Source organism: Burkholderia vietnamiensis LMG 10929, assembly GCF_000959445.1.
Taxonomy (GTDB): domain Bacteria; phylum Pseudomonadota; class Gammaproteobacteria; order Burkholderiales; family Burkholderiaceae; genus Burkholderia; species Burkholderia vietnamiensis.
Window position 1 is genome coordinate 128,933 of sequence record NZ_CP009630.1, and the last position, 12,274, is coordinate 141,206.

Genomic DNA, 12,274 nt, shown 5'->3' on the forward strand with positions numbered 1-12,274 from the left:
CCGAACCGTCAGACGGCCAGGCAGAGGTACTTGATGACCACGTAGTCGTCGATGCCGTAGTGCGAGCCTTCGCGGCCGAGGCCCGACTGCTTGACGCCGCCGAACGGCGCGACCTCGTTCGAGATGAGGCCCGTGTTCACGCCGACCATCCCGTATTCGAGCGCTTCGGCGACCTTCCACACGCGGCCGATGTCACGGCTGTAGAAGTACGCGGCCAGGCCGAATTCGGTGTCGTTCGCGAGGCGGATCACCTCGTCGTCGCTGCCGAACTTGAACAGCGGCGCGAGCGGCCCGAAGGTTTCTTCCTTCGCGACCTTCATCGCCGGCGTGACGCCGGTCAGCACGGTCGGCTCGAAGAAGCCGTGGCCGAGCGCATGGCGCTTGCCGCCCGTGACGACGGTGGCGCCCTTCGCGAGCGCGTCCTCGATGTGCGCCTCGACCTTCAGCACGGCCGCTTCGTTGATCAGCGGCCCCTGCGTGACGCCCGGCTCCGTGCCGCGCCCGACCTTCAGCTGGCCGACCGCCGCCGCGAGCTTCTGCGCGAACGCGTCGTACACGGCTTCGTGCACGTAGAAGCGGTTCGTGCAGACGCAGGTCTGGCCGCTGTTGCGGTACTTCGATGCGATCGCGCCCTGCACGGCCGCGTCGAGATCGGCATCGTCGAACACGATGAACGGCGCGTTGCCGCCGAGCTCGAGCGACACCTTCTTGACCGTCGCCGCGCATTGCGACATCAGCAGGCGGCCGACCGGCGTCGAGCCGGTGAACGACAGCTTGCGCACGATCGGGTTCGACGTCAGTTCGCCGCCGATCGCCTTCGGGTCGCCGGTGACCACGCTGAACACGCCGGCTGGCACGCCCGCGCGCTCGGCCAGCACGGCCATCGCGAGCGCCGAGAACGGCGTCGCCTCGGCCGGCTTCACGACGATCGGGCAACCTGCGGCGAGCGCCGGGCCGACCTTGCGCGTGATCATCGCCGCCGGGAAGTTCCACGGCGTGATCGCCGCGCACACGCCGATCGCTTCCTTCGTCACGACGATGCGCTTGTCGCTCGCCGGCGTCGGGATCGTGTCGCCGTACACGCGCTTGCCTTCCTCGGCGAACCACTCGAGGAACGACGCCGCGTAGCCGATCTCACCCTTCGCTTCGGCCAGCGACTTGCCCTGTTCGGTCGTCAGGATCAGCGCGAGATCGTCGGCGTTCTCCATCATCAGGTCGTGCCACTTGCGCAGGATCGCCGCGCGTTCCTTCGCGGTCTTCTTGCGCCACGCCGGCCAGGCGGCGTTGGCGGCGTCGATCGCCTGACGCGTCTCGGCCGCGCCCATCGCCGGCACGGTGCCGAGCAGGCCGCCGGTGGCCGGATTGCGGACCTCGAACGACTCGCCGTTCGCCGCGGATTGCCATTCGCCGTTGATGTACGCCTGCTGGCGCAACAGCGACGGATCTTTCAGTGCCAGGTTTTCCGTGCTCATATTGAATAGCCTGCGTTGAAGATGAAACGGCCGCTGCCGTCGGTACGACGGCAGCGGCGCATTCGGTTGACGGGAACTCAGGCCGGTACGCCGACCGTTTCCTTCAGCACTTCCTCGAGGATCGTGAGCGCTTCGTCGAACACGGCCTGCGGAATCGTCAGCGGGAACAGGAAGCGCACGACGTTCGAGTACACGCCGCACACGAGCAGCAGCAGACCGCGCTCGAGCGCACGCGCCTGCACGCGCTTCGTGAAGTCGGCGTCGGGCTCGCCCGTGGCCGGGTTCACGAACTCGACCGCGACCATCGCGCCCGGACCGCGCACGTCGGCGATCGGTGCGATGTCGGCGCGCAGCGCGTTCAGCTTCGCCTTCAGCGCGTCGCCCAGTTGCGTCGCGCGTTCGCACAGCTTCTCTTCGTCGATGATGTCGAGCACCGCGTGCGCCGACGCGACGGCGAGCGGGTTGCCCGCGTACGTGCCGCCGAGGCCGCCGGGCGCTGCCGCGTCCATCACGTCCGCACGGCCGACGACGCCCGACAGCGGCATGCCGCCCGCGAGGCTCTTGGCCATCGTGATCAGGTCGGCCAGCACGTCGTACTGCTGCATCGCGAACAGCTTGCCGGTACGCGCGAAGCCCGTCTGCACTTCGTCGGCGATCAGCATGATGCCGTGCTCGTTACAGATCTTGCGCAGTGCGCGCACGAAGTCGGCCGGCGCCGGGTTGAAGCCGCCTTCGCCCTGGACCGGTTCGAAGATGATCGCGGCGACGCGCTTCGGATCGATGTCGGCCTTGAACAGCATCTCGATCGCCTTGATCGAGTCGGCCGTCGTCACGCCGTGCAGCGGGTTCGGGTACGGTGCGTGGAACACGTCGCCCGGGAACGGACCGAAGTTCAGCTTGTACGGTGCGACCTTGCCGGTCAGCGCCATGCCCATCATCGTGCGGCCGTGGAAACCACCGGCGAACGCGATGACGCCCGGACGGCCGGTTGCCGCACGCGCGATCTTGATCGCGTTTTCGACGGCTTCGGCGCCGGTCGTGAAGAACGCCGTCTTTTTCGGGTAGTCGCCCGGTGCGCGCGCGTTGATCTTTTCAGCCAGCTCGACGTACGACGCGTACGGGACGATCTGGTAAGCGGTGTGCGTGAAGCAGTTCAGCTGGTCGGCGATCGCCTTGACGATCTTCGGGTGGCGGTGGCCCGTGTTCAGCACGGCGATGCCGGCGGCGAAATCGATGAAGCGGCGGCCCTCGACGTCCCACAGCTCCGCGTTTTCGGCGCGGGCGGCGTAGAAATCGCACATCACGCCGACGCCGCGCGGGGTGGCGGCGTTCTTGCGGGCATGCAGGTCGGCATTCTTCACGGTCAGCTCCTTGATGTTGTGTCCGGTGAGGTAAAAATCGGCCGCGTTGGCAGCCCATGGAGGCGACTATAATCACATTTGGCTCCGGCAATCAGAGCCATTTCAATAAATATTCAGGAGCCAATCATGCGCGCAAGCGTGTTGTCGGACTGGCTGGCGCAGCGCCTCGTGCGCGGCAGCGAGCAGCCCATCTACCGGCAGCTGCACCGGCTGCTGCAGCAGGCGATCCTGTCGCGCGAGCTGCCGGCCGGCACGCGCGTGCCGTCGTCGCGGCTGCTCGCGGCCGAGCTGGGCATCGCGCGCAACACGGTCACGCAGGTGTACGAACAGCTGGCGCTCGAAGGCTACGTGCATTCGGCGACGGGGCGCGGCACGTTCGTCGCCGACAGCGCGCCGGACGAAATCGTCGGCGCGCCGCTCGAGCCGGGCGCGAGCCCGGCGGTGGCGGCCTCGCCGGCGCGGCGGCTGTCGGCGCGCGGCACGCGGCTCGTCGAAGGCGCGGGCGTGTCGAAGCGCCAGGGCGGCGCGTTCATGCCGGGCGTGCCCGACGTGTCGCGCTTTCCGGCGCGCGTCTGGACCCGGCTGCACAACAAGTACTGGCGGCGCCTGCGTCCCGATCTGCTGACCTACGCGCCGGGCGGCGGCCTCGCGCTGCTGCGCGAGGCGCTGGCCGACTATCTGCGCACGTCGCGCTCGGTGCGCTGCACGCCCGAGCAGATCGTGATTACCACCGGGATCCACCAGTCGATCGACCTCGCGGTGCGCGTGCTGACCGATCCGGGCGACGTGATCTGGACCGAGGACCCGTGCTACTGGGGCGTGCGCAGCGTGCTGAACGTGTCGGGGCTGACCACCCGGCCGATCGCGGTGGACGACGAAGGAATCGCGCCGTCGGCCGACGATCTCGCCGAGCCGCCGAAGCTGATGCTGGTCACGCCGTCGCACCAGTATCCGCTCGGCATGGTGATGAGCCTCGCGCGCCGCCGCATGCTGCTCGAATACGCGCGCCAGCACGGCTGCTGGATCATCGAGGACGACTACGACAGCGAATTCCGCTACGGCAGCCGTCCGCTCGCGTCGTTGCAGGGGCTCGATACGGCCGGGCAGGTGATCTACGTCGGCAGCTTCGGCAAGACGCTGTTTCCGGGGCTGCGGGTCGGCTATCTGGTCGCGCCCGAGCCGCTCGCGGAGAGCTTCGCGACCGCGAGCGCCGAGCTGTACCGCGAAGGGCAGCTGCTGCAGCAGGCGGTGCTGGCCGAGTTCATCGCGGACGGGCATTTCGTTTCGCATATCCGCAAGATGCGCACGCTGTACGGACAGCGCCGCGAAGTGCTGCTCGACGCGGTCGCGCGACGCTATGGCGACACGCTGCACGCGCTCGGCAGCGATGCGGGGCTGCATCTCGTCACGCGGCTGCCCGACGGCGCCGACGATCGCGCGGTCGCGCAGGCCGCGCTGGAGCGCAACATCGTCGTGCGGCCGCTGTCCGGCTATTACGCGCAACCGGAGCGCGCGGCATCGGGTTTGCTGCTCGGCTATGCGTGCGTGCCGGAGGACGAGATCGCGACCGCGTTCGCGAAGCTCGCGGAAGCGATCGACGAGCGGGCGTTCGACGGGGTCGTTGCGGCGGCTTGATGGGGAGTGGGCGTGTGTGGGCGTGTGGTGGCGTGGTGGCGTGGTCGCGACCGGAGGCGGCCGCGTCGTAGGACACGTGCGACGCGACGGTGAACGCGTGACACGCCCGTGTCGTAGCCGAGGCGCCGCGTCGGACCATGCGGTTTGCCCGGTTTGCCCGGTTCGTGCCGACTTCGCGGTTTGCGCCGACGTGGACCGCGGCGCACGCATTCCATCCCGCATCCGGATATCGCGCGTGCTCGCGCGGAATTGTCGATAATGGAACGTTGTTATTCACCGGATACCGACGATGACCGAAGCCACCCTCACTCCGCCCGCCGTTCCGCGCCTGACGAGCCTGTCGCACGGCGGCGGCTGCGGCTGCAAGATCGCGCCGGGCGTGTTGTCCGAGCTGCTGAAGCGGGCCACGCCGCCCGCGTTGTTTCCCGATCTGCTGGTCGGCACCGAAACCTCCGACGACGCGGCCGTCTACCGATTGAACGACGAGCAGGCGATCGTCGCGACCACCGACTTTTTCATGCCGATCGTCGATGATCCGTTCGACTTCGGCCGCATCGCCGCGACCAACGCGCTGTCCGACGTCTACGCGATGGGCGGCAAGCCGATCCTCGCGCTCGCGCTGGTCGGCATGCCGATCAACGTGCTGCCGCACGAGACGATCGCGGCCGTGCTGCGCGGCGGCGAAGCCGTGTGCGCGGAAGCGGGCATTCCGGTGGCGGGCGGCCATTCGATCGATTCGGTCGAGCCGATCTACGGGCTTGCCGCGATCGGCGTCGTGCATCCGTCGCGCGTGAAGCGCAACGCGGCCGCGCGCGCGGGCGACGTGCTCGTGCTCGGCAAGCCGCTCGGCGTCGGCGTGCTGTCCGCCGCGCTGAAGAAGAATCAGCTCGACGCCGCCGGCTACGCGCAGATGGTCGCGACGACCACCAAGCTGAACCGGCCGGGCGCCGAACTCGCGGCATTGCCGGGCGTGCACGCGCTGACCGACGTCACCGGTTTCGGCTTGCTCGGCCACACGCTCGAGCTCGCGCGCGGCGCGGGCCTGACCGCGCGCGTGCATTACGCGTCGCTGCCGTGGCTGGCGGGCGTCGAGGCGTTCGTCGCCGACGGCGTGTTCACCGGCGCGTCGGGACGCAACTGGGCCGCGTATGGCGCCGACGTGCGGCTCGCCGACAACCTGCCACCCGTCGCGCAGGCGCTGCTCACCGACCCGCAGACGTCGGGCGGGCTGTTGGTCGCGTGCGCGCCGGAAGCCGTGGACGACGTGCTCGCGTGCTTCCGCGCCGACGGCTTCGACCGTGCGGCCGTGATCGGCGAGATGGTGGACGGGGCGTCGCGCGTCGAGGTCGCGTGACGCGGGTTTCGATCGCGCAGGATCTTCGCCGCTCGTGGTTTCGATCGCGCGGTGGTGATCGGCGAGAGGGTGGACGGGCCGTGGAGAGTCGACATCGTGTGACGCAGATTTCGATCGCACACGATCGTCGCTGCGTGTCGTAACCGGCGGCGCGTATCGAAAGCCTTCACAGGCGATGAACGATTTCCTGTTCGGGCTGACGGTCGCGCTGTCGGTCGGCCCCGTCGCGCTGATGATCGCGAACCATGCGCTGCGCGCCGGCATTGCGAGCGGTGTGCGCGCGGCAGCGGGCGTCGCGACGGCCGACGGCTGCTATGCGGTTGCCGCGTTCACGATCGGCGCGATGCTCGCGCACACGCTCGCGTCGCATCTTGCGCAGTTTCGTCTGGTCGGCGCGCTCGTGTTGCTCGCAATGGGCGCACGCATGCTGTGGCACGCGCTGAAAGACCGGCGCCATACGCTCGACGGCGCCGCGCCGCCGCCCGGCACACGGCCGTTCACGTCGATGTTCTTCGTCACGCTCGCGAATCCGCTGACCATCCTGCTGTTCTACGGCTATGCGGCCGCGGCGGCCGGCGCGCACCGGCACTGGCTGCTCGGGGCGGCGTGCGTGTTTGCCGGCAGTCTCGTCGGCCAGCTCGTGTTCGCGTTCGGCGGCAGCGCGATCGCGCGCGTCGTGAAGTCGCCGCGATGGCTCGCGGCGAGCCACGTGCTTGCTGCGCTGGTCGTGCTTGCTTATGGCGTCGCGGGGATCGTCCGCGCGTAGCGGGGCCGGGACGGTCGTCGAAGCCTCGGCCGCTCAAGAATGCCTGCATGCCGTGGCACGCGGCCTCGTAGCGATTCTCAGTGTCGGTCGCAGCGGCGTGCGGCGATTACGGCGCGAACGCGCTGATCCGCGCAACCGGCAACCGGCGTAATCAGCGTAATCAGCGTTATCGGCACCTTCAATCACCCCGCGCCATTTCCCCCAACCCCCCGTTTCGTAGTCGGGTTCCGCATCGCAGACCCGCGTTCTATACTCGGTCGCGCAGTCTCCGACAGCCGTTCTCACCCAACATCATCGAAACAAGGAACGCCGATGCTGACTCGCTCCATTCTTTCCGCAGCCGCCTTCTCGCTCGCCGCCTGTGCGACCGCGCCGTCGATCGCGCAGGACCAACAGCGCGACGACGCAGGCAACGCGGCCACGACGGCCAACGCTGCATTCGCCGAGACCGCGGCACAGGGCCGCCCGGTCAAGGTCATGATCATCACGATGTTCGGTCCGGAAGGCCAGGCGTGGCTCGACCGGCTCGGCCCGTGGCGCGACGTCGCGGTGCCGGGCCTGTCGCCCGACTATCCGGTGGTCCACTGCAACCGGCAGGACGTCTGCGTGGTGACGACCGGCATGGGCTACGCGAACGCATCGGCGACGATCATGGCGCTCACGTTCTCGCCGCGCTTCGACCTGCGCCGCACCTACTTCCTCGTGTCCGGCATCGCGGGCGTCGACCCCGCGCAGGGCACGGTCGGTTCCGCGGCGTGGTCGAAATACCTCGTCGATTTCAGCCTGCAGTGGGAGCTCGACGCGCGCGAGATTCCCGCCGGCTGGAACACCGGCTTTCTCGGCATCAACACGAAGAGCCCGAACGACAAGCCGCCGCTCGACTACCGCACCGAAGTGTTCCAGCTCAACGCGCAGCTGACCGATGCCGCCTATGCGCTGTCGCGCAACGTCGTGCTTGCCGACAGCGCGCAGGCGCAGGCCGCGCGCGCGAAGTTCACGTATGCGCCGGCGAACCGGCCGCCGACGGTGATCCAGTGCGACACGTCGTCGGGCAATACGTGGTTCTCGGGCACGCTGATCGGCGAGCGCGCGCGTCAATGGACCAAGATCCTCACCGACGGCAAGGGCACCTACTGCATGACCGCGCAGGAAGACAACGCGACGTACGAGGCGCTCAAGCGCGCGGCGAGCGTGAAGCGCGTCGACCTGTCGCGCGTGGCGGTGCTGCGCACCGGCTCCGACTTCGACCGCCCGTATGCGGGCCAGACGAGCGCCGACAACCTGCTGAACTACGCGGATCAGGGCGGCTTCGCGCCCGCGACGGAAAACCTCTATCGCGCGGGCAATCCGCTCGTGCAGGACATCGTCACGCACTGGGGCGAATGGCGCGACGGCGTGCCGCGTCGATGACGCGCCGAGGCTCGCATCGGCGCGTGACGGACGCGTTCAGTGCGGTTGCGACGACGAACGAAACGGCGTCCAGACGGGCGTCGTGTCGTCCCAATGATCGAGCGGCGAAGGAAGTTGATCGTTCATCACGGACTCCTGCAACTGACTGACGTGTGTCGGGTTCGCGACGCCGCGCGACGGACGATCCGTCGCGCGGCGTCATGCGTTTACCGGCCTGCGCCGGCGAGCTGGTTGCCTTCGGGCGTCGGGCGATACGGGCCTTGCGCGAGCTCGACACCTTGCGGATACGAATTCACCTTGCGCAGGTATGCGAGCGTGCCGTCGCGGCGTGCCTGTTCGACTTCCGCATTGACTTCGGCGCGCGTGCGCGGGCCGTTGCTCGGCTGCGTGTACGACGCGCCGGCGTAGTTGGCGGCTTGCGGCGCATTGGTATCGGCGAATGCCGGCGCGGACACGGCGAGTGCGAGTGCGATGGCGGAGAGAAGATGGCGGCGGTTCATGACGTAACTCCTGTGTTGGTCGGAGTTGGCGCAAGAGCGCTCGCTCCGGTCCCGTCGAACGGGATGTTGGATGCGCAACGATGTGCGCGACAGGGTTAACTCTAGGTGTGTGTCCCGGCGCGATAAATGCAGCTGATGCGAATTGAATTGTCGCGATGCTGGAACAATCGCGATCCGTCACGGCCGCACGGCGCTGCCGGAATCGCGCACAGCCGCCTGTGGCGCGGCTCGCGGCGACGCGGCCCGACTTCGCGACGGCGTGTCGGCGCGACGCGGCGATTGCCGCGCGCGATGCAAAGGTGTGATGCGGATTCCGGAAAGACGCGATGTGCGCGCCGCTGCGACGTCTGCAGGAGCACGACGCATCCGCGGAAGGAGAACGTGCTGGAAGGCCGACCGATCGAGGTATGAAGAAAGCGCGGAGACGCGCGAGCGCGCGGCCCGCGCGCCGCTCGTCAGACTAAGCGACTAAGCGGCTACGCGACCCACTCGTTGATGACCGGCGTGTCGAGCGCCGGCGCGCGCTCGGCTTCCTCGAACGTGCGCTTGCTGCACGTCGCGTCGAGGCTGCCCTTGCCGCTCAACAGCGGGCAGCGGTCGAACACTTCGGCGATCCAGTCGACGAACACGCGCACCTTCGGCGACAGGTGGCGGCTGTGCGGATACACGACCGAGATCGGCATCGGCAGCGGCTTCAGGCCCGGCAGAACTTCCTTGAGCCGGCCGTCGCGCAGGTGCGGCAGCACCATGAACAGCGGCGGCTGGATCAGCCCGAAGCCTTCGAGCCCGCAGGTCACGTACGCGTCGGCATCGTTCACCGACACGATCGCGTTCATCTTCACTTCGACTTCCTTGCCGTCGGTCAGGAACGTCCAGTCGATCGTGCGGCCGGTGCGGCTCGAAAAGTAATTGACCGCCTTGTGCTCGGCGAGATCTTCGATGCTGCGCGGCTCGCCGTACTTGTCGAGATACGCGGGCGCGGCGACCGACACGCATTCGAACAGGCCGACCCGCCGTGCGACGAGCGACGAATCCTGCAGCGCGCCGACGCGGATCACGCAGTCGACGCCTTCCTGCAGCAGGTCGACCGGACGATCCGACAAGCCGAGCTGCAGATCGATGTCCGGATAGCGCGTGTGGAATTCGCACAGCGACGGAATCACCAGCAGCCGCCCGATCGAGCCCGGCATGTCGATGCGCAACTTGCCGTGCGGCTTGCGGTTGTTGTTCTGGAAGCTTGCTTCGGTTTCCTCGACATCGGCGAGGATCCGCACGCAGCGTTCGTAGTACGCGGCGCCGTCGGGCGTGAGCGACAGACGGCGCGTGGTCCGGTGCATCAGCCGCACGCCGAGGAACGCTTCGAGATTCTGGATGATCGTCGTGACGGACGCCCGCGGCAGGCTCAGCGTTTCTGCTGCCTTGGTGAAGCTGCTTGTATCGACGACGCGAGTAAACACCTGCATGGCCTGAAGCCGGTCCATCACAACCTCCACGATCTAATGAGCCTCAGGAACAAAGAGGCTGCGTCACTTTATAGGCGACGCAGCCTGGGATTGTTCGGGGGCGTTGAATTGTGTTGCCGGATTATAGGCATTTATCCCAATGTCTGCCGGACCCAGAATTCGTTCCATCTCGAAATGGATGCCGCATCGTCATGGACGCTTCTGAATTCAGCAAATTCCTGAAAGCCGCATTGCCCGCCGAAGCCAGAGCCGGCGCGGCACTGACGGTCGCGGACGTGGAAATTCCCGGCTACGCGCAGGACATCGCGTTGCGTCTGTATCGGCGTGCCGACAAAACCGGATTGCCGGTAGTGCTTTACTTTCACGGCGGCGGTTTCGTGCGCGGCACGCTCGACGACGCCGATTTCGCCGCGCGCTTTTTAGCAGAACGCTTACCGGCTCTCGTAGTGTCGGTCGATTATTCGCTCGCGCCGGCCTTTCCGTTTCCGGCCGCGCCGGAGGATGCGTATCGCGCGGCCGTCTGGGCCGCGACGCGCGCCCGCGCGTTCGGCGGCAATCCGAAGAAGATCGGCGTCGCGGGGCACGATGCGGGCGGCCAGCTCGCGAACTGTCTCGCGTTCATCGCGCGCGATCGCGGCGAGGTGCCGATCGCCGCGCAGGCGCTGTTCGGGCCGATGCTCGATCCGAGCATGACCCGCATCGGCGACGCCGACCGCTTGTCGTCCGACATCACCGCCCGCGAATGCGCGGCCTGCTATCGCGCGTACCTGCCGCAGGCCGCGCAGCGCATGCACCCGTATGCGGCGCCGCTCGAATCGGTGCGCCTCGCGGGGCTGCCGCCGACGCTGATCGTCACCGCGCAGAACGACGTGCTGCACGTCGAGGCGGAGAAATATGCGGGCTGCCTGATTTCGTCGGGCGTGCTCACGCAGGTGATCCGCTACCCGGACGTCACGCACGCCGCGCTCGCGACCCATGCGGCCGCGCTGGAGGAGGCCGTGCGCTTCTTCCAGTGCCGCTTCCAGGCCCGTCAGCCGAATCGTTCCGAATAACCACACCAATCCTCGCTTACCGGAGATCCACATGGCCATCCTACGCACCACCCGCTCCCGAATCGCCACCGCGGCGATCGCGACGCTCGCCGTCGTCGGTCTCGGCACGTTCGGCGCGATGCGCGTGAACGCGAACGCGCCCGACAAGGCCGCAGCGCCGCTGCCCGAAGTGGACGTCGCGACCGTCGTGCCGCAAACCGTCACCGATTGGCAAAGCTACTCGGGCCGCCTCGAGGCGGTCGAGAAGGTCGACGTGCGTCCGCAGGTGTCGGGCACCATCGTCGCGGTGAACTTCAAGGACGGCGCGCTCGTGAAGAAGGGCGACGTGCTGTTCGTGATCGACCCGCGCCCGTACCAGGCCGAGACCGATCGCGCCGCCGCGCAACTCGCGGCCGCGCAGGCGCGCAACGGCTACGCGCAGAGCGACTGGCAGCGCGCGCAGCGGCTGATCGGCGACAACGCGATCGCGAAGCGCGACTACGACGAGAAGCAGAACGCGGCGCGCGAGGCGAGCGCGAACCTGAAGGCGGCCGAAGCCGCGCTCGAAACGGCGCGCATCAACCTCGGCTATACGCGCATCACCGCGCCCGTGTCGGGCCGCGTGTCGCGCGCCGAGATCACCGTGGGCAACGTCGTGTCGGCGGGCGCCGCGGCGACGCCGCTGACGACGCTCGTATCGGTGTCGCCGATCTACGCGTCGTTCGACGCGGACGAACAGACCTACCTGCAATACATCAACGGCGCGCGCGACGGCCGCAAGGTGCCGGTCGAGCTCGGCCTCGCGAACGAAACCGGCTATTCACGCAGCGGCGTGATCGACTCGGTCGACAACCGGCTCGACACGTCGTCCGGCACGATCCGCGTGCGCGCGCGCTTCGACAACGCTGACGGCACGCTGGTGCCGGGCCTCTACGCGCGCGTGAAGGTCGGCGGCAGCGCGCCGCACCCGGCATTGCTCGTCGACGATGCGGCGATCAACACCGACCAGGACAAGAAGTTCGTGTTCGTCGTCGACCAGCAGGGCCGCGTGTCGTACCGCGAAGTGCAGCAGGGCATGCAGCACGGCAACCGGCGCGTGATCGTGAGCGGGCTTGCCGCCGGCGATCGCGTGATCGTGAACGGCACGCAGCGCGTGCGGCCGGGCGAGCAGGTCAAGCCGCACATGGTGCCGATGACGGGCGGCGACGATCCGTCCGCGCCGCTCGCGGACGCCGCGAAGCCGGCCGCACCGGCGAAGGCGGAATCGTAAGCGGCACGCCGC

General features: G+C 68.2%; 10 protein-coding genes. 6 read left to right on the forward strand and 4 right to left on the reverse strand.

The window, feature by feature from the left end:
- Positions 1-8: 8 nt before the first annotated feature.
- Both gabD and AK36_RS01055 read right to left on the reverse strand, forming a co-directional pair.
- Positions 9-1,472, reverse strand: coding sequence for an NADP-dependent succinate-semialdehyde dehydrogenase (gene gabD, locus AK36_RS01050; protein ID WP_011880938.1), 1,464 nt, complete (start codon positions 1,470-1,472; stop codon positions 9-11).
- Between the two features lie 77 nt (positions 1,473-1,549).
- Entirely contained in the window at positions 1,550-2,833 is a 1,284-nt protein-coding gene (locus AK36_RS01055) for a 4-aminobutyrate--2-oxoglutarate transaminase (protein ID WP_011880937.1), read from the reverse strand.
- A 126-nt stretch (positions 2,834-2,959) separates the two neighbouring features.
- On the opposite strand from AK36_RS01055, the gene pdxR reads away from it, so the two are divergent.
- From pdxR to AK36_RS01075, 4 genes are all read left to right on the forward strand, one after another.
- Positions 2,960-4,468: a MocR-like pyridoxine biosynthesis transcription factor PdxR gene (pdxR, locus tag AK36_RS01060; protein WP_011880936.1), complete on the forward strand. Its 1,509-nt coding sequence runs from the start codon at positions 2,960-2,962 to the stop codon at positions 4,466-4,468.
- 289 nt (positions 4,469-4,757) lie between these two features.
- Positions 4,758-5,822, forward strand: coding sequence for a selenide, water dikinase SelD (gene selD / locus AK36_RS01065; protein ID WP_045577660.1), 1,065 nt, complete (start codon positions 4,758-4,760; stop codon positions 5,820-5,822).
- A 175-nt stretch (positions 5,823-5,997) separates the two neighbouring features.
- Entirely contained in the window at positions 5,998-6,588 is a 591-nt protein-coding gene (locus tag AK36_RS01070) for a LysE family translocator (RefSeq protein ID WP_045577661.1), read from the forward strand.
- Between the two features lie 312 nt (positions 6,589-6,900).
- On the forward strand, positions 6,901-7,998 hold the full coding sequence (locus AK36_RS01075) for a purine-nucleoside phosphorylase (protein WP_045577662.1): 1,098 nt from the start codon (positions 6,901-6,903) through the stop codon (positions 7,996-7,998).
- A 206-nt stretch (positions 7,999-8,204) separates the two neighbouring features.
- On the opposite strand, the gene AK36_RS01080 is transcribed toward AK36_RS01075, so the two are convergent.
- A complete protein-coding gene (locus AK36_RS01080; protein ID WP_011880932.1) occupies positions 8,205-8,498 on the reverse strand; it encodes a DUF4148 domain-containing protein in 294 nt (97 codons plus the stop codon).
- Between the two features lie 476 nt (positions 8,499-8,974).
- Entirely contained in the window at positions 8,975-9,979 is a 1,005-nt protein-coding gene (gene ceoR, locus AK36_RS01085) for a putative multidrug efflux transcriptional regulator CeoR (RefSeq protein ID WP_011880930.1), read from the reverse strand.
- Between the two features lie 173 nt (positions 9,980-10,152).
- Between ceoR and AK36_RS01090 the strand changes: the two genes are divergently transcribed.
- Both AK36_RS01090 and ceoA read left to right on the forward strand, forming a co-directional pair.
- Positions 10,153-11,013 (forward strand): alpha/beta hydrolase, encoded by an 861-nt coding sequence (locus tag AK36_RS01090; protein ID WP_011880929.1) that lies wholly within the window; start codon positions 10,153-10,155, stop codon positions 11,011-11,013.
- Between the two features lie 31 nt (positions 11,014-11,044).
- Positions 11,045-12,262, forward strand: a complete 1,218-nt coding sequence (ceoA, locus tag AK36_RS01095) for a multidrug efflux RND transporter periplasmic adaptor subunit CeoA (protein WP_011880928.1) — start codon at positions 11,045-11,047, stop codon at positions 12,260-12,262.
- Positions 12,263-12,274: the final 12 nt, after the last annotated feature.